Below are 17,481 nucleotides of genomic sequence, written 5' to 3' on the forward strand. Positions count from 1 at the left end.
CAAAGTGATTGATGCTTGAATTAGAAGCGGTAGTGCGAGAACGCTTTGTTGGCTTCAGCCATACGGTGAACGTCTTCACGCTTCTTCACTGCAGCACCCTTGCCTTCGGCAGCATCCAGCAGTTCACCGGCCAGGCGCAGGGCCATCGACTTCTCGCCGCGCTTACGGGCGTAGTCTACGAGCCAGCGCATTGCCAGAGCGTTACGACGGGATGGACGAACTTCAACCGGAACCTGGTAAGTGGCACCGCCGACACGACGGGACTTAACTTCGACCAGCGGAGCGATGGCGTCGAGAGCTTTCTCGAAGATTTCCAGGGGGTCGCTGTTCTTGCGTGCTTTGACGGTATCCAGGGCACCATAAACGATGCGCTCGGCTACGGCCTTCTTGCCGCTTTCCATCACGTGGTTCATGAACTTGGCGAGAATCTGCGATCCGTACTTAGGATCGTCAAGGATCTCACGTTTTGCTGCTACACGACGTCTTGGCATGATAAGCCCTCAAACGGTCTTCAGGTTAGCCCGGGACCTGGGTCTACGACCCCCGCCCGACCTTACTCTTATCGACTCAAAAAAATGGATGTCTGCAAACGGCCGATTACTTCGGACGCTTGGTACCGTACTTCGAACGACCCTGGTTACGGCCTTTAACGCCCGAGGTATCCAGAGAGCCGCGAACGGTGTGGTAACGAACACCTGGCAAGTCTTTTACACGGCCGCCACGGATCAGGACGACGCTGTGCTCTTGCAGGTTGTGGCCTTCACCGCCGATGTACGAGGAAACCTCGAAACCGTTGGTCAGACGCACACGGCATACTTTACGCAGTGCCGAGTTAGGTTTTTTCGGCGTGGTGGTGTACACACGGGTGCACACGCCACGACGTTGCGGGCAGTTCTGCAGCGCAGGAACGTCGGACTTCTCGACCGAACGCTTACGCGGCTGACGTACCAGCTGGTTGATAGTTGCCATCTACTAGCTCCACTGATTGTCTTGCGACTCTATTGTCTTGCAAGAAAGCCAAAAATTGGCGAGACGGAGCCTCACCAAATTTAAGGGTACAAAAGTCTAAAGAGGATCTTGCACCCAGTCAAGACAAGGCCCCGGCCCTCCCCGCCCGATCATCGGCAACATTTCATGTCGCCGACGACCGTCCGGGGTAAACCGGGGCCCTGCCCTGTACTCAGTTACCGCTGGAGTTCAGTGCTTCGGTCAGTGCGGCTTCCACCTCACTGGCGCTCACACGCAGCGGCTTGTCTGCATCACGGCGACGCTTGCGCTCGCTGTGGTAAGCCAGACCCGTACCAGCCGGGATCAGGCGACCCACGACCACGTTCTCTTTCAGACCACGCAGGTAGTCGCGCTTGCCAGTCACGGCCGCTTCGGTCAGTACGCGGGTGGTTTCCTGGAAGGAAGCCGCGGAAATGAACGACTCGGTCGACAGCGACGCCTTGGTGATACCCAGCAGCACACGGGTGAACTTGGAGATGAACTTGTCCTCGCCGGCGAGACGCTCGTTCTCTACCAGTACCTGAGTCAGTTCCATCTGGTCGCCCTTGATGAAGCTGGAATCGCCCGACTCGGAAATCTCGACCTTGCGCAGCATCTGGCGCAGGATGGTCTCGATGTGCTTGTCGTTGATCTTAACGCCTTGTAGACGATAAACGTCCTGAATCTCGTTGACGATGTACTTGGCGAGTGCGCTGACACCCAGCAGACGGAGGATGTCGTGCGGATCGCTTGGGCCGTCGGAGATAACTTCGCCGCGGTTTACCTGCTCACCTTCGAAGACGTTCAGGTGACGCCACTTCGGAATCAGCTCTTCGTAAGGATCGCTACCGTCGGTCGGAGTGATCACCAGGCGACGCTTGCCCTTGGTTTCTTTACCGAAGGCGATGGTACCGCTGACTTCAGCCAGAATCGACGCTTCCTTCGGACGACGCGCTTCGAACAAGTCGGCAACACGTGGCAGACCACCGGTGATGTCACGGGTTTTGGACGTTTCTTGCGGAATACGCGCAATAACGTCACCGACACCGATCTGTGCACCGTCGGCCACGCCAACCAAGGCGTTAGCCGGCAGGAAGTACTGGGCAGGTACATCGGTACCCGGCAGGTACAGGTCCTTACCAGACGCATCCACCATCTTGATGGCCGGACGGATTTCCTTGCCTGCGGCAGGGCGATCCTTGACGTCCAACACTTCAATGTTGGTCAGGCCGGTGAGTTCATCGGTCTGACGCTTGATGGTGATGTTTTCTTCCATGCCCACGAAGGTCACGGTACCTTTGAGTTCAGTCACGATCGGGTGGGTGTGCGGGTCCCACTTGGCGACGATGGCGCCAGCTTCGACCTTGTCACCTTCCTTGACCGAAATCACAGCGCCGTACGGCAGCTTGTAACGCTCACGCTCACGACCAAATTCGTCGGCAATGGCCAACTCGCCCGAACGCGATACGGCAACCAGGTTACCGTCTGCGCGCTCAACCTGCTTCAGGTTATGCAGACGTACCATACCGCCATTCTTCACCTGAACGCTGTCAGCAGCCGAGGTCCGGCTTGCAGCACCACCGATGTGGAACGTACGCATGGTCAGCTGGGTACCAGGCTCACCGATGGACTGGGCGGCGATGACGCCGACCGCTTCACCGATGTTCACCTGGTGACCGCGCGCCAGGTCACGACCGTAGCACTTGGCGCAAATACCGAAGCGGGTTTCGCAGCTGATCGGCGAGCGCACGACCACTTCGTCGATGCTGTTCAGCTCGATGAACTCGACCCATTTCTCGTCTACCAGCGTACCGGCAGGAACGATGACGTCCTCGGTGCCCGGCTTGAACACGTCACGGGCGATGACACGACCCAGAACACGCTCACCCAGCGGCTCGACAACGTCGCCGCCTTCGATGTGCGGGGTCATGACCAGGCCTTGGTCGGTGCCGCAATCGATCTCGGTCACCACCAGGTCCTGCGCCACGTCTACCAGACGACGGGTCAGGTAACCGGAGTTCGCGGTCTTCAGTGCGGTATCCGCCAGACCCTTACGAGCACCGTGAGTCGAGATGAAGTACTGGAGTACGCTCAGACCTTCACGGAAGTTCGCGGTGATCGGCGTCTCGATGATGGAGCCGTCCGGCTTGGCCATCAGACCACGCATACCCGCCAGCTGACGGATCTGGGCAGCAGAACCACGCGCACCCGAGTCAGCCATCATGTACATCGAGTTGAACGATTCCTGGTCGACTTCATTGCCCTCGCGGTCGATGACCTTCTCTTTCGAGAGGTTGGCCATCATCGCCTTGGACACTTCGTCGTTCGCCTTGGACCACAAGTCGATGACCTTGTTGTACTTCTCGCCCTGGGTGACCAGGCCGGAGGCGTACTGACTTTCGATTTCCTTCACTTCATCGGTAGCCGTACCGATAATGCGCGCCTTCTCATCCGGAATGACGAAGTCGTTCACACCGATGGAAACACCGGAGATGGTCGAGTAGGCGAAACCGGTGTACATCAGCTGGTCAGCGAAGATGACGGTCTCTTTCAGACCAACCACGCGGTAGCACTGGTTGATCAGCTTGGAGATCGCCTTTTTCTTCATTGGCTGGTTGACGACATCGTAAGGCAGGCCAGCAGGTACAACCTGGAACAGCAGCGCACGGCCAACGGTGGTGTCGACGATGCGGGTGTTCTTGGTGACGCTGCCATCACGGTCTTTCACGGTCTCGTTGATACGAACCTTGATTTTCGCGTGCAGGGCAGCTTCGCCAGCGCGGAATACGCGGTCGACTTCCTGCAGGTCGGCAAAGACACGACCCTCGCCCTTGGCGTTGATGGCCTCACGGGTCATGTAGTACAGACCCAGTACGACGTCCTGCGACGGAACGATGATTGGCTCACCGTTGGCTGGCGACAGGATGTTGTTGGTCGACATCATCAGCGCACGCGCTTCGAGCTGAGCTTCCAGCGTCAGCGGCACGTGAACGGCCATCTGGTCACCGTCGAAGTCGGCGTTGTACGCAGCGCAGACCAGCGGGTGGAGCTGGATGGCCTTGCCTTCGATCAGGACCGGCTCGAATGCCTGGATACCCAGACGGTGCAGGGTCGGTGCACGGTTCAGCAATACGGGGTGTTCGCGAATCACTTCGGCGAGAACGTCCCACACCTCTGGCAGCTCGCGCTCGACCATCTTCTTGGCAGCCTTGATGGTGGTCGCCAGACCACGCATTTCCAGCTTGCCGAAAATGAACGGCTTGAACAGCTCCAGGGCCATTTTCTTCGGCAGACCGCACTGGTGCAGACGCAGGGTCGGGCCTACGGTAATGACCGAACGACCGGAGTAGTCCACACGCTTACCGAGCAGGTTCTGACGGAAGCGACCTTGCTTACCTTTGATCATGTCGGCCAGGGACTTCAGCGGACGCTTGTTCGAGCCAGTGATGGCGCGACCGCGACGGCCGTTGTCCAGCAGGGCGTCGACCGCTTCCTGCAGCATGCGCTTTTCGTTGCGCACGATGATGTCCGGCGCCGATAGATCCAGCAGGCGCTTGAGACGGTTGTTACGGTTGATCACCCGACGGTACAGGTCGTTCAGGTCGGAGGTCGCGAAGCGGCCGCCATCCAACGGTACCAGCGGACGCAGGTCCGGCGGCAGCACTGGCAGGACGGTCAGGACCATCCACTCAGGCAGGTTGCCGGAGCCCTGGAAGGCTTCCATGAGCTTCAGGCGCTTGGACAGCTTCTTGATCTTGGTTTCCGAGTTGGTCTGCGGAATCTCTTCACGCAGGCGACCGATCTCGTGCTCCAGGTCGATAGCGTGCAGCAGCTCGCGGACAGCCTCGGCACCCATGCGGGCGTCGAAGTCGTCACCGAACTCTTCCAGCGCTTCGAAGTACTGCTCGTCGTTGAGCAGCTGGCCTTTTTCAAGCGTAGTCATGCCTGGATCGATAACGACGTAGCTCTCGAAGTAGAGCACGCGCTCGATATCACGCAGGGTCATGTCCATCAGCAAGCCGATACGGGACGGCAGCGACTTCAGGAACCAGATGTGTGCGACAGGCGAAGCCAGCTCGATGTGAGCCATGCGCTCACGACGGACCTTGGCGAGGGCAACTTCAACGCCGCACTTCTCGCAGATAACGCCACGATGCTTCAGGCGCTTGTACTTACCGCACAGGCACTCGTAGTCCTTGACTGGGCCAAAGATCTTGGCGCAGAACAGGCCGTCACGTTCTGGTTTGAACGTACGGTAGTTGATGGTTTCCGGCTTCTTAACTTCACCGAACGACCACGAACGGATCATCTCTGGTGACGCCAGACCGATGCGGATGGCGTCGAACTCTTCGACTTGACCCTGGTTTTTCAGCAAATTCAGTAGGTCTTTCAAGGCCTTTCCTCCTGGCGGAGCAGGGAGCGGGCACTGCCTGCCCCACTCCCCTTCACGTCACGTGTTATTCGGTTTCCAGATCGATATCGATACCGAGCGAACGGATCTCTTTGATCAACACGTTGAAGGACTCGGGCATGCCCGGCTCCATACGGTGATCGCCATCCACGATGTTCTTGTACATCTTGGTACGGCCGTTCACGTCGTCCGACTTCACTGTGAGCATTTCTTGCAGGGTGTATGCCGCGCCGTATGCTTCCAGCGCCCACACTTCCATCTCCCCGAAACGCTGACCACCGAACTGCGCCTTACCACCCAGCGGCTGCTGGGTAACCAGGCTGTAAGAACCAGTGGAACGCGCGTGCATCTTGTCGTCCACCAAGTGGTTCAGCTTCAGCATGTACATGTAACCAACGGTCACAGGACGCTCGAACTTGTTGCCGGTACGGCCATCGAACAGCACCATCTGGCCGCTCTCAGGCAGATCGGCCAGCTTCAGCATGGCCTTGATCTCGCTCTCTTTCGCACCGTCGAATACTGGCGTTGCCATTGGCACGCCTTTCTTCAGGTTGTGAGCCAGGGCGAGAATTTCTTCATCGCTGAACTCGTCGAGGCTTTCCTGACGACCACCGATCTCGTTGTAGACCTCGGTCAGGAACACGCGCAGCTCTGCGGCCTTGCGCTGTTCTTCGATCATGCGATCGATCTTTTCACCCAGACCCTTGGCCGCGAGGCCCAGGTGGGTTTCCAGAATCTGACCCACGTTCATACGCGAAGGTACACCCAGCGGGTTCAGTACGACATCGACCGGTGTGCCATTGGCGTCATGCGGCATGTCTTCGACCGGCATGATCACCGAGACGACACCTTTGTTACCGTGACGACCGGCCATCTTGTCACCCGGCTGGATGCGACGGCGGATTGCCAGGTAAACCTTGACGATTTTCAGAACGCCTGGTGCCAGGTCATCGCCCTGTTGCAGCTTGCGCTTCTTGTCTTCGAACTTGTCGTCCAGCAGTCGGCGACGGTCGACGATGTACTGCTGAGCTTTTTCCAGCTGCTCGTTCAGTGCATCCTCGGCCATGCGCAGTTTGAACCACTGACCGTGCTCCAGACCGGCGAGGACTTCATCAGTGATGACAGTGCCTTTTTTGAGGCCTGCACCACCGTCGACCACCTGACCATCCAGCGCAGAGCGCAGACGCTCGAAGGTCGCGCCTTCGACGATGCGGAATTCCTCGTTGAGGTCCTTGCGGATCTCGTCGAGCTGCATCTTCTCGATGGCCAGCGCACGGCTGTCACGCTCGACGCCATCACGGGTGAAGACCTGAACGTCGATGACAGTACCCTTGGTGCCGGTAGGCACGCGCAGGGAAGTGTCTTTAACGTCGCTGGCTTTTTCGCCGAAGATCGCGCGCAGCAGTTTTTCTTCAGGGGTGAGCTGGGTTTCGCCTTTTGGCGTTACCTTGCCGACCAGGATGTCACCAGCGCCAACTTCGGCACCTACATAAACGATACCGGCTTCGTCCAGCTTGTTCAGTGCAGCCTCACCCACGTTCGGGATGTCTGCAGTGATCTCTTCTGGGCCAAGCTTGGTGTCACGGGCCACACAGGTCAGTTCCTGGATGTGGATCGTGGTGAAGCGATCTTCCTGAACCACACGCTCGGAAAGGCAGATGGAGTCTTCGAAGTTGAAGCCGTTCCACGCCATGAACGCGATGCGCATGTTCTGACCCAGCGCCAGCTCACCCATGTCGGTGGACGGGCCATCGGCCATGATATCGCCGCGCTGCACCTTGTCACCTTTGCTCACCAGCGGACGCTGGTTGATGCAGGTGTTCTGGTTCGAACGGGTGTACTTGGTCAGGTTGTAGATATCTACACCTGCCTCGCCGGTTTCCACTTCGTCATCCGCTACACGGACCACGATACGGCTGGCGTCGACCGAGTCGATCACGCCACCGCGGCGGGCAACTACGCAGACACCGGAGTCACGGGCAACGTTGCGCTCCATGCCGGTACCTACCAGCGGCTTGTCGGCACGCAGGGTCGGTACAGCCTGACGCTGCATGTTCGAGCCCATCAACGCACGGTTGGCGTCGTCGTGCTCGAGGAATGGAATCAGCGACGCGGCGACCGAGACTACCTGCTTGGGCGAAACGTCCATCAGGGTGACGTCTTCCGGCGCCTTGACGGTGAATTCGTTCAGGTGACGCACAGCGACCAGCTCATCGATCAGCTGCTTCTTGTCGTTCATCGCGGCCGAAGCCTGGGCGATCACGTGATCGGCCTCTTCGATGGCGGACAGGAATACGATGTCGTCGCTGACAACGCCTTCCTTCACCACACGGTACGGGCTTTCCAGGAAGCCGTACTGGTTGGTGCGAGCATACGCAGCCAGGGAGTTGATCAGACCGATGTTCGGACCTTCAGGGGTTTCGATCGGGCACACGCGGCCGTAGTGGGTCGGGTGTACGTCACGAACTTCGAAGCCAGCACGCTCACGGGTCAGACCGCCAGGGCCGAGTGCGGAAACACGGCGCTTGTGGGTGATCTCGGAGAGCGGGTTGTTCTGGTCCATGAACTGCGAAAGCTGGCTGGAACCGAAGAACTCTTTCACCGCCGCCGCAACCGGCTTGGCGTTGATCAGGTCCTGAGGCATCAGGCCTTCGCTTTCAGCCATCGACAGACGTTCCTTGACCGCACGCTCTACACGCACCAGGCCTACACGGAACTGGTTCTCGGCCATTTCGCCGACGCAACGTACGCGACGGTTACCCAGGTGGTCGATGTCGTCGACGATGCCTTTGCCGTTACGGATATCGACCAGGGTCTTCAGAACCTCGACGATATCTTCCTTGCTCAGCACGCCCGAACCTTCGATTTCGGTGCGACCGATACGACGGTTGAACTTCATACGGCCGACGGCGGACAGGTCGTAACGCTCGGCACTGAAGAACAGGTTGTTGAACAGGGTCTCGGCAGCATCCTTGGTCGGCGGCTCACCTGGACGCATCATGCGGTAGATTTCGACCAGAGCTTCCAGTTGGTTGCTGGTGGTGTCGATCTTCAAGGTATCGGAGATGAACGGACCGCAATCGATGTCGTTGGTGTACAGGGTCTCGATACGGACTACCTGTGCCTTGGCGACTTTGACCAGCAGTTCGGTCGTCAGCTCGGTGTTGCACTCGGCAATGATCTCGCCGGTTGCAGGGTGCACGATGGCCTTGGCAGTCGTACGGCCCAGGACGTATTCCATCGGCACGTCGAGCTGTTTGACACCGGCTTTTTCGAGCTGATTGATATGGCGCGCGGTGATGCGGCGGCCTTGCTCGACGATGACCTTGCCGTTTTCGTCATGGATGTCCATGACCGCGACTTCACCACGCAGACGCTGTGGCACCAGTTCCAGGCTGAGGTTCTCGCCGGAAACATGGAACACGTTGGTGGTGTAGAAGGTGTTCAGCACTTCTTCAGTGCTGTAGCCCAGCGCGCGCAGCAGGACGGAAGCCGGCAGTTTGCGGCGACGGTCGATACGCACGAATACGCAGTCCTTCGGGTCGAACTCGAAGTCCAACCAGGAACCGCGGTAAGGAATGATGCGAGCGGAGTACAGCAGCTTGCCCGAGCTGTGAGTCTTGCCACGGTCGTGGTCGAAGAACACACCCGGCGAGCGGTGCAGCTGGGAAACGATCACACGCTCGGTACCGTTGATTACGAAGGTACCGTTCTCAGTCATCAGGGGAATTTCACCCATGTAGACTTCTTGCTCTTTGATGTCCTTGATCGCTTTGTTCGACGATTCCTTGTCGAAGATGATCAGGCGCACCTTGACCCGCAGTGGGACCGCGAAGGTCACGCCACGCAGGACACATTCCTTCACATCGAAGGCGGGTTCGCCCAGGCGATAGCCTACGTACTCCAAGGCAGCATTGCCGGAGTAGCTGATGATCGGGAATACCGATTTGAAGGCCGCATGCAGACCGACGTCGCGGAACTGATCCTTGGATGCTCCCGCTTGCAGGAATTCGCGATACGAATCCAGCTGGATGGCCAGGAGGTAAGGCACATCCATCACGTCCGGCAACTTGCTAAAGTCCTTGCGGATACGTTTTTTCTCAGTGTATGAGTAAGCCATCAGCGTTCCCCAGCTTGGTCACCTGCTTGTTTGGCTTCTCCCGGCGGGAGCAGCCAGAAAATCGTGCAAACCCTTGGTTTGCGCCACCCACATGGGTGTCTTGCAGCTTGTTATCGGGGCCGGCCTGACCGACCGCCAATAACGGAAAAAGGCCGGTGGCATAAGCCACCAGCCATCAGCCCTTTGCTCAACGCTCGGACTGGCGTCGCAAGGTCGAGATTACTTCAGCTCGACTTTAGCGCCTGCTTCTTCCAGCTTCTTCTTAGCGTCTTCAGCGGCTTCTTTCGAAACGCCTTCAGCTACAACCTGAGGAGCGCCATCGACTTTCTCTTTGGCTTCTTTCAGGCCAAGACCGGTCAGTTCGCGAACGGCCTTGATCACGTTCACTTTCTTGTCGCCAGCTTCAACCAGAACAACGTTGAACTCGGTCTGCTCTTCAACAACGGCAGCAGCAGCAGCTGGGCCAGCAGCGGCAACAGCAGCGGTAACGCCGAAGGTTTCTTCCATAGCTTTGATCAGCTCAACAACTTCCAGAACGGTTTTCTGGCCGATTGCTTCGATGATTTGCTCGTTAGTCAGGGACATGACTTAAATCCTGTATTGGGGTGACAGCCTACGCAGCCATCAAATTAAACGAATGATTTTGAAAGAGTTTCGCTTGCCTTAGGCAGCGGTAGCTTCTTTCTGGTCGCGAATGGCTGCCAGAGTACGAGCCAGCTTGCTGGTAGCGCCTTGGATCACGCTCATCAGTTTTGCAATAGCTTCGTCGCGGGTCGGCAGGGTAGCCAACACGTCGATCTGGTTCGCTGCAATGAAATTGCCGTCAAACGCAGCTGCCTTGATCTCGAACTTGTCCTGACCCTTGGCGAACTCTTTGAACAGACGAGCAGCAGCGCCCGGGTGTTCGTTGGAGAAAGCAATCAGGGTCGGGCCTTTGAACGCATCGTTGAGGATCGAAAATTCGGTGCCTTCAACAGCGCGCTTGAGCAGGGTGTTACGTACGACACGCACGTATACGCCAGCTTCGCGGGCCTCTTTACGGAGTCCGGTCATTGCGCTTACAGTCACACCACGGGCATCGGCCACGACAGCGGACAGAGCGACTTTGGCAGCCTCGTTGACTTCAGCGACGATGGCCTTCTTGTCTTCGAGTTTAATTGCCACGGGTTTACTCCTGGTTTTTACCGTTTCATCTGGCCGAAGCCGGATGTCGTTTTGGTGTCTGATTCGGTAACGAATCGGGAGCACCATCTGCGTGGGCTGGTGTTTTAAGGCTTGCGCCGCCTACGGTCTTGGATAGCCCCCGCCAGGCAGGGACCCCAATTTTTGCTGGTGGCGTGACAGGTCACACCACCATGTTCTTACACGTCCAGCGAGCTCTGATCGATGACCAGACCTGGGCCCATAGTGGTGCTCAGGGTAACGCGCTTGACGTAGATACCTTTCGAAGAAGCTGGCTTGATACGCTTGAGGTCAGCGATCAGTGCTTCAACGTTTTCCTTCAGCTTGCCGGCTTCGAAGCCGATTTTGCCAACGGAAGTGTGAATGATACCGTTTTTGTCGGTACGGTAGCGAACCTGACCAGCCTTGGCGTTTTTCACGGCAGTGGCTACGTCTGGAGTTACGGTACCAACCTTCGGGTTAGGCATCAGGCCACGTGGGCCCAGAACCTGACCCAGCTGACCTACGACACGCATGGCATCAGGCGATGCGATGACGACGTCATAGTTCAGGTCGCCGCCTTTCATTTCAGCAGCCAGATCGTCCATACCTACGCGGTCAGCGCCGGCAGCCAGAGCGGCTTCAGCAGCTGGACCCTGGGTGAAGACAGCAACACGTACAGTCTTGCCAGTGCCGTGTGGCAGCACGGTAGCGCTACGAACGACCTGGTCGGATTTACGTGGGTCTACACCGAGGTTTACCGCGATGTCGTAAGACTCGACGAACTTGGCGGCTGGCAGGGAAGCCAGCAGAGTTGCCGCTTCTTCGAAGTTGTAGGCCTTGCCGGCTTCGATTTTTTCGGCGATTGCCTTTTGGCGCTTGGTCAGCTTAGCCATTACACACCCTCCACGTTCAAGCCCATGCTGCGGGCAGAGCCAGCGATGGTGCGTACAGCTGCGTCCAGGTCAGCGGAAGTCAGGTCGGCTTGTTTAGCCTTGGCGATTTCTTCCAGCTGAGCGCGGGTAACGGTACCGACTTTAACGGTGTTCGGGCGAGCCGAACCACTGGTCAGGCCAGCAGCTTTCTTCAGCAGAACCGAGGCAGGGGTGCTCTTGGTCTCGAAGGTGAAGCTACGGTCGCTGTATACAGTGATGATCACTGGAGTCGGCAGGCCGGCTTCTTGACCCTGGGTACGGGCGTTGAAGGCCTTGCAGAATTCCATGATGTTCACACCATGTTGGCCCAGTGCTGGACCAACGGGTGGGCTTGGGTTGGCCTGGCCGGCCTTAACTTGCAGCTTGATGTAAGCCTGAATCTTCTTAGCCATGAGCTACTCCAATATCGGGTACGAACGCCTATTGGCTCCCCGGATGACTTGCGTTTTATCCCAGTGACGACAAAACCCCGCAGCACACAGGGCTGCGGGGTATGGGATGCTTCGTCCGCCTAGACCTTTTCGACCTGGCTGAACTCGAGCTCCACAGGCGTAGAGCGACCGAAAATAAGCACTGCAACCTGCAGGCGGCTCTTTTCGTAGTTAACCTCTTCGACACTACCATTGAAGTCTGCGAACGGACCGTCAATGACTCGAACCACTTCACCTGGCTCGAACAGCGTCTTAGGCTTCGGCTTGTCACTGCCGTCGGCAACGCGACGCAGGATTGCCTCAGCTTCTTTATCAGTGATGGGTGCGGGCTTGTCTGCCGTACCACCGATAAAGCCCATCACGCGCGGGGTATCCTTGACCAAGTGCCAAGTCCCTTCGTTCATTTCCATCTGGACCAACACGTAGCCCGGGAAGAACTTGCGTTCACTCTTGCGCTTCTGGCCATTACGCATTTCAACGACTTCTTCGGTCGGAACCAGGATCTCGCCGAAACCGTCTTCCATGCCAGCCAGCTTGACGCGCTCGATCAGGGAGCGCATCACATGCTTCTCGTAACCCGAGTAAGCATGCACAACATACCAACGCTTAGCCACGGGGCACCTTTAGCCTACGATCAAGGAGACCGCCCAGCCGAGCAGGGAATCGAGCCCCCACAACAGCAGAGCCATAACCAGCACGACAGCCACAACAATCAGCGTGGTCTGGGTGGTTTCTTGGCGGGTCGGCCATACGACTTTACGAATCTCGGTACGCGCTTCCTTGGCCAGCATAAAGAACGACTTACCCTTCGCGGTCTGCAAGGCAACGAAGCCTGCAACAGCAGCCAGAGCAAGAAGTGCGAGTACGCGGTACAGAATTGGAGCAGCGGAGTAATACTGATTACCCACTACACCAACAACCACCAAAGCCACTACAGCCAGCCACTTGAACAGATCAAAACGCGATTCTTGGGCTTCAGTTTTGGGGGTCATCGAGGAGGATCCTGTAAGAAGAAAGCCATCACACCGAGGTGAAATGGCAGGTCAGGAGGGAATCGAACCCCCAACCTACGGTTTTGGAGACCGTCGCTCTGCCAATTGAGCTACTGACCTGTAACGCTGTATCAGGCCGGCTATTATACCGGCCCAATCAAGTAAATCAACTACTTATTCAATAATTTTGGCTACGACGCCGGCGCCGACGGTACGACCGCCTTCACGGATAGCGAAGCGCAGACCGTCTTCCATTGCGATGGTCTTGATCAGGGTAACAGTCATCTGAATGTTGTCACCTGGCATTACCATTTCAACGCCTTCCGGCAGTTCGCAGTTACCGGTCACGTCAGTGGTACGGAAGTAGAACTGAGGACGGTAGCCTTTGAAGAACGGAGTGTGACGACCGCCTTCTTCTTTCGACAGAACGTAGACTTCTGCGGTGAACTTGGTGTGCGGCTTGACCGAACCTGGCTTGACCAGAACCTGGCCACGCTCAACGTCGTCACGCTTGGTACCACGCAGCAGAACGCCGCAGTTCTCGCCAGCACGGCCTTCGTCCAGCAGCTTGCGGAACATCTCAACACCGGTGCAGGTGGTGGTGGTGGTGTCACGCAGGCCAACGATTTCCAGCGGATCCTGCACGCGGACGATACCACGCTCGATACGACCGGTTACAACGGTACCACGACCCGAGATCGAGAATACGTCTTCGATCGGCATCAGGAAAGGCTGGTCGATGGCACGAACTGGCTCAGGGATGTAGGAATCCAGAGTTTCTACCAGCTTCTTAACAGCGGTAGTGCCCATTTCGTTGTCGTCTTTGCCTTCCAGCGCCATACGAGCCGAACCGATGATGATCGGGGTGTCGTCGCCTGGGAAGTCGTAGGTGGACAGCAGGTCGCGAACTTCCATCTCGACCAGTTCCAGCAGCTCAGCGTCGTCTACCAGGTCAGCCTTGTTCAGGAAGACCACGATGTACGGAACGCCAACCTGACGGGACAGCAGGATGTGCTCACGGGTTTGTGGCATCGGACCATCGGCGGCCGAGCAAACCAGGATCGCGCCGTCCATCTGGGCAGCACCGGTGATCATGTTCTTCACGTAGTCAGCGTGACCTGGGCAGTCAACGTGAGCGTAGTGACGAATTGTCGAGTTGTACTCAACGTGAGCGGTGTTGATGGTGATACCGCGCGCTTTTTCTTCCGGAGCCGAGTCGATCTTGTCGAACTCAACGACTGCCGAACCGAATACTTCGGAGCAGACGCGAGTCAGAGCTGCGGTCAGAGTGGTCTTACCGTGGTCAACGTGGCCGATAGTGCCGACGTTAACGTGGGGAAGGGAACGATCAAACTTTTCCTTAGCCATCGATACAATCCTCCGCAGAAGAAATAGTCTTGCGCTGATAAAACAAAGGCAGATATTTTCATATCTGCCTTGTTTATATGGAGCTCTTGAGCGGACTTGAACCGCTGACCTCACCCTTACCAAGGGTGTGCTCTACCAACTGAGCTACAAGAGCGAAACACATTGTGCAATAACCAGCAAACTTGGAGCGGGTAGCGGGAATCGAACCCGCATCATCAGCTTGGAAGGCTGAGGTTCTACCACTAAACTATACCCGCGAGGCTTGCGGCTCTCGCTAAAACTGGTGGAGGGAGAAGGATTCGAACCTTCGAAGCTCTCGCAACGGATTTACAGTCCGTCCCCTTTGGCCGCTCGGGAATCCCTCCAGATGTGGCCGGCATTTTATTCATCTGCCGTCCTAGTGTCAAGCGCTTTTTCAAATTTTTTCAATCAAATCTGAAACTTAGCTACTGTGACACTGCTTGCAACTCAACCACCTGAGTGGTGTTCCCTGCGAAGCGGGCGCCATTCTATCAAGCTATTCACCAGTTGCAATACCCTGGCAGAAAATAATTTGATGTTTTAAGTCTTTGAAATCATTGGAAAGCGAGTCGAGGGTCGCTGGGTCCAACAAACGCTCACTTGCAGGCTCTACTTTCAGCCAACGCCCTTGGGCACCTGCGACCTGCCCTCGGACCTGGGCCGTGGCGATGTCCAGGCTGGTCAGCCGCTGACGAAGCGACTCAAGCGTATCGGGCGTCATTGCGCCTCCGACTATGAGGCACTCCTCGCGACGTCGCTCAGGTGCCGCCACGCCTGCTTCCCGCAATAGGCGAATGTCCTGCTGACTGCCTTTATAAAGCGAAAGCGGCGTTACATCCTTGACCTTGAGCGGCGCCTCCTGTTGATTCCAGACGTAGTACACACCGTTAAGGATCAGCAGCAACAAGAACAACCAGCGCATAGGCACCTCAATTCAGTGGGCAGGCCATGGCCAAGCCTACAAAGACCAAGTCAGGCACCACGCGCGCGTCAGGCAACGAGTCCTTGACTAGCGGGGCGTCCCCTCCCGTCAGGAAAACAGTAAAATCCTCACCCCATATTTCACGCGCCTGCTCAAGTTGTGTGCGTACGAAGCCTTGCAGCATCAGCACGCAGCCTCGCTCGACCGCCTCCACCGTCGAGCGACCCGGGGTCAAGCTGACCAATGCACGCTCGGCGGATGCATCGTCATAGCGAATACGGCGCGTGTGCGTGCGCAGTTGGCTACGCATCAGCGGCATGCCTGGACAGATATAGCCGCCTAGATGCTCGCCGTTTGCGGCGACGAAGTCTGCTTTGGCCGCAGTGCCCAGGTCAATGACGAGGCAAGCGCCCTTGGCCAGGTGAAATGCGCCCAGTGTTGCCAGCCAACGATCCATCCCGAGGCGCTGATAATCCGCATAGCCGTTGCGCACGCCCGCCATCTCCGGCGCTGACTGTGCGACTTGAGCCTGGACGGCAAATACCTGGGCAATCAGGGTCGTCAAGGCGTCGGTTTCTTCCTCACTGCGCACGCTGACGATACGACAAGCCGTAATCTGAACGCCTGCCAGCACTCTGATCTGGTCCATGAGTGTCTGGTCGGAATCCACGATCCCGCCACCCACAATCATTGCATCGTGAAGATGAATTACCCGCCATTTGATGAAGCTGTTACCGCAATCGAGCTCAAGAATCATCACTCAACCTCAAACTAAGCTCGCCGCCGCTGAAGACTTTCTCCACGCCATCCACGCGCATGCGCAAACCGCCCTGCCCGTCCACGCCCGCGACCACTCCTTGTACCTGGGTGGCTCCGGCAATGAGCGTTACATTGCGCCCCTGCCAGAGGTGCGCTTGCTCCCACTCTTCCTGAAAAGCCGCAAACCCATAACGGCGGTGACGCCCCAGCTCATGCTCCAAGTGGTGGCTCAGCACCGCCACTAAATGGTTGCGGTCTACAGACGCTCCTAATTCTCGACGCATGGAGGTCCATCGTTGATCCACCTGCGTATTGGCCTGCATATTCACGTTTATGCCAATTCCCAGAACCACATGGCATACGTCTGCCGGATCACCGATCAGCTCAAGCAAAATGCCCGTTATCTTCTGACCATCGACCAGCACGTCGTTAGGCCACTTCACGCCTACATTCTTTACCCCGAATGTCTGCAATGTGCGCATGACCGCCAATCCCACGACAAGGCTCAGCCCCTCAAGCTGACGCATGCCACCGTCAATGCGCAGCACCAGACTGAAGTATAGGTTTTGCGCGAAAGGGCTGATCCATTGCCGACCGCGTCGCCCGCGACCGGCACTCTGCTGCTCCGCCAATACCACGAAGGGCGCCAGTTGCCCGTTAGCCGCCAGGCGCATACCTTCGGCATTGGTCGAATCGATGGACTCATGGATGAATGTGGGCCAGGGCGCCGCCTCTGCATGGCCCGCGATCGCCGCACCGTCCAGCAGCACCAACGGTGAAGCTAGCTGATAGCCACGGCCACGTACCTTGTGGATACTGAGGTTCAGCTCGCTTTCCAAGTGCTGCAGCTGCTTCCACACCGCACTGCGACTGACGCCCAGAGCCGCCCCCAGAGCTTCTCCGGAATGGAATCGGCCATCCTTGAGGAGATTCAACAACTTCAGCATGCGCGTCTCGACTTCGAATGAGGCTGGCATGATAGCTATGGGGGATTGCCTTGCATAGGACAAGGGCTTGCGATTGGGGGCAGCCGGGTGCGCTGCACAGCTCCCGCTCAGATACCAGACCGCCGGCCCTCGCGCCCTTCACAGGAGCAATGCCGGCGGGTTTGTCTGAGACGCAAAGACAAAACCCCTACCTGCATACGCAGATAGGGGTTTTGCGAAATGAATCTTGACGATGACCTACTCTCACATGGGGAAACCCCACACTACCATCGGCGATGCATCGTTTCACTACTGAGTTCGGGATGGGATCAGGTGGTTCCAATGCTCTATGGTCGTCAAGAAATTCTGTAGCCAGAATGTCCTGTTGGACAGCCCAGCGAATTCGGATATGTGATGTTTGTGATGCGTTGCGAACTTTCGGTTCATC

At 57.4% G+C, this 17,481-nt stretch carries 14 protein-coding genes, 4 tRNA genes and 1 rRNA gene; all 19 read right to left on the reverse strand.

The features are described 5' to 3' along the window. Positions 1 to 20: 20 nt before the first annotated feature. Positions 21 to 491 carry a 30S ribosomal protein S7 gene (rpsG, locus tag PFU01S_RS13800; protein ID WP_003246741.1) on the reverse strand — a complete coding sequence of 157 codons (471 nt, stop codon included), beginning with the start codon at positions 489 to 491 and terminating at the stop codon, positions 21 to 23. A 106-nt stretch (positions 492 to 597) separates the two neighbouring features. Continuing rightward, complete coding sequence (gene rpsL / locus PFU01S_RS13805) at positions 598 to 969, reverse strand: 30S ribosomal protein S12 (protein WP_003255492.1); 372 nt, start codon at positions 967 to 969, stop codon at positions 598 to 600. Between the two features lie 211 nt (positions 970 to 1,180). Further along, positions 1,181 to 5,380 carry a DNA-directed RNA polymerase subunit beta' gene (gene rpoC, locus PFU01S_RS13810; RefSeq protein ID WP_023535526.1) on the reverse strand — a complete coding sequence of 1,400 codons (4,200 nt, stop codon included), beginning with the start codon at positions 5,378 to 5,380 and terminating at the stop codon, positions 1,181 to 1,183. A 64-nt stretch (positions 5,381 to 5,444) separates the two neighbouring features. After that, positions 5,445 to 9,518, reverse strand: a complete 4,074-nt coding sequence (gene rpoB, locus PFU01S_RS13815; protein WP_023535525.1) for a DNA-directed RNA polymerase subunit beta — start codon at positions 9,516 to 9,518, stop codon at positions 5,445 to 5,447. 219 nt (positions 9,519 to 9,737) lie between these two features. After that, positions 9,738 to 10,103, reverse strand: coding sequence for a 50S ribosomal protein L7/L12 (rplL, locus tag PFU01S_RS13820; RefSeq protein ID WP_003255496.1), 366 nt, complete (start codon positions 10,101 to 10,103; stop codon positions 9,738 to 9,740). A 78-nt stretch (positions 10,104 to 10,181) separates the two neighbouring features. After that, positions 10,182 to 10,682, reverse strand: a complete 501-nt coding sequence (rplJ, locus tag PFU01S_RS13825) for a 50S ribosomal protein L10 (RefSeq protein ID WP_016715872.1) — start codon at positions 10,680 to 10,682, stop codon at positions 10,182 to 10,184. A gap of 197 nt (positions 10,683 to 10,879) precedes the next feature. Continuing rightward, a complete protein-coding gene (gene rplA / locus PFU01S_RS13830) occupies positions 10,880 to 11,575 on the reverse strand; it encodes a 50S ribosomal protein L1 (RefSeq protein WP_027915749.1) in 696 nt (231 codons plus the stop codon). After that, a complete protein-coding gene (rplK, locus tag PFU01S_RS13835; RefSeq protein WP_027915748.1) occupies positions 11,575 to 12,006 on the reverse strand; it encodes a 50S ribosomal protein L11 in 432 nt (143 codons plus the stop codon). Before rplK ends, rplA begins: the two co-directional genes overlap by 1 nt. Positions 12,007 to 12,125: 119 nt before the next feature. Beyond that, positions 12,126 to 12,659 (reverse strand): transcription termination/antitermination protein NusG, encoded by a 534-nt coding sequence (nusG, locus tag PFU01S_RS13840; RefSeq protein WP_003255501.1) that lies wholly within the window; start codon positions 12,657 to 12,659, stop codon positions 12,126 to 12,128. Positions 12,660 to 12,668: 9 nt separating this feature from the next. Further along, positions 12,669 to 13,037 (reverse strand): preprotein translocase subunit SecE, encoded by a 369-nt coding sequence (gene secE / locus PFU01S_RS13845; protein WP_028687922.1) that lies wholly within the window; start codon positions 13,035 to 13,037, stop codon positions 12,669 to 12,671. A gap of 44 nt (positions 13,038 to 13,081) precedes the next feature. Next, positions 13,082 to 13,157: transfer RNA gene (locus PFU01S_RS13850), tRNA-Trp, on the reverse strand. Positions 13,158 to 13,211: 54 nt separating this feature from the next. Continuing rightward, on the reverse strand, positions 13,212 to 14,405 hold the full coding sequence (tuf, locus tag PFU01S_RS13855) for an elongation factor Tu (RefSeq protein WP_038411791.1): 1,194 nt from the start codon (positions 14,403 to 14,405) through the stop codon (positions 13,212 to 13,214). A gap of 78 nt (positions 14,406 to 14,483) precedes the next feature. After that, a tRNA-Thr gene (locus PFU01S_RS13860) sits at positions 14,484 to 14,559 on the reverse strand. 29 nt (positions 14,560 to 14,588) lie between these two features. Next, positions 14,589 to 14,662: transfer RNA gene (locus PFU01S_RS13865), tRNA-Gly, on the reverse strand. A gap of 24 nt (positions 14,663 to 14,686) precedes the next feature. Then, positions 14,687 to 14,770 (reverse strand) — tRNA-Tyr (locus PFU01S_RS13870). A 152-nt stretch (positions 14,771 to 14,922) separates the two neighbouring features. Then, complete coding sequence (locus PFU01S_RS13875) at positions 14,923 to 15,348, reverse strand: hypothetical protein (protein ID WP_028687945.1); 426 nt, start codon at positions 15,346 to 15,348, stop codon at positions 14,923 to 14,925. A gap of 7 nt (positions 15,349 to 15,355) precedes the next feature. After that, positions 15,356 to 16,105 (reverse strand): pantothenate kinase, encoded by a 750-nt coding sequence (locus PFU01S_RS13880; protein WP_027915760.1) that lies wholly within the window; start codon positions 16,103 to 16,105, stop codon positions 15,356 to 15,358. Continuing rightward, on the reverse strand, positions 16,095 to 17,054 hold the full coding sequence (birA, locus tag PFU01S_RS13885; RefSeq protein WP_027915761.1) for a bifunctional biotin--[acetyl-CoA-carboxylase] ligase/biotin operon repressor BirA: 960 nt from the start codon (positions 17,052 to 17,054) through the stop codon (positions 16,095 to 16,097). Before birA ends, PFU01S_RS13880 begins: the two co-directional genes overlap by 11 nt. 224 nt (positions 17,055 to 17,278) lie before the next feature. Beyond that, a 5S ribosomal RNA gene (gene rrf / locus PFU01S_RS13890) occupies positions 17,279 to 17,394 on the reverse strand. Positions 17,395 to 17,481 lie beyond the last annotated feature (87 nt).

The sequence above is a fragment of the Pseudomonas fulva NBRC 16637 = DSM 17717 genome, assembly GCF_000730565.1.
GTDB classification, from domain to species: Bacteria; Pseudomonadota; Gammaproteobacteria; order Pseudomonadales; family Pseudomonadaceae; genus Aquipseudomonas; species Aquipseudomonas fulva.

What these genes read in the sequence shown, in the direction of transcription:
- rpsG (WP_003246741.1), bottom strand. Translation starts at nt 491, where the DNA reads ATGCCAAGACGTCGTGTAGCAGCAAAACGTGAGATCCTTGACGATCCT.
- tuf (WP_038411791.1), bottom strand. Translation starts at nt 14,405, where the DNA reads ATGGCTAAGGAAAAGTTTGATCGTTCCCTTCCCCACGTTAACGTCGGC.
- rpoB (WP_023535525.1), bottom strand. Translation starts at nt 9,518, where the DNA reads ATGGCTTACTCATACACTGAGAAAAAACGTATCCGCAAGGACTTTAGC.
- rplA (WP_027915749.1), bottom strand. Translation starts at nt 11,575, where the DNA reads ATGGCTAAGCTGACCAAGCGCCAAAAGGCAATCGCCGAAAAAATCGAA.
- birA (WP_027915761.1), bottom strand. Translation starts at nt 17,054, where the DNA reads ATGCTGAAGTTGTTGAATCTCCTCAAGGATGGCCGATTCCATTCCGGA.
- rpsL (WP_003255492.1), bottom strand. Translation starts at nt 969, where the DNA reads ATGGCAACTATCAACCAGCTGGTACGTCAGCCGCGTAAGCGTTCGGTC.
- secE (WP_028687922.1), bottom strand. Translation starts at nt 13,037, where the DNA reads ATGACCCCCAAAACTGAAGCCCAAGAATCGCGTTTTGATCTGTTCAAG.
- rplL (WP_003255496.1), bottom strand. Translation starts at nt 10,103, where the DNA reads ATGTCCCTGACTAACGAGCAAATCATCGAAGCAATCGGCCAGAAAACC.
- rplK (WP_027915748.1), bottom strand. Translation starts at nt 12,006, where the DNA reads ATGGCTAAGAAGATTCAGGCTTACATCAAGCTGCAAGTTAAGGCCGGC.
- PFU01S_RS13880 (WP_027915760.1), bottom strand. Translation starts at nt 16,105, where the DNA reads ATGATTCTTGAGCTCGATTGCGGTAACAGCTTCATCAAATGGCGGGTA.
- PFU01S_RS13875 (WP_028687945.1), bottom strand. Translation starts at nt 15,348, where the DNA reads ATGCGCTGGTTGTTCTTGTTGCTGCTGATCCTTAACGGTGTGTACTAC.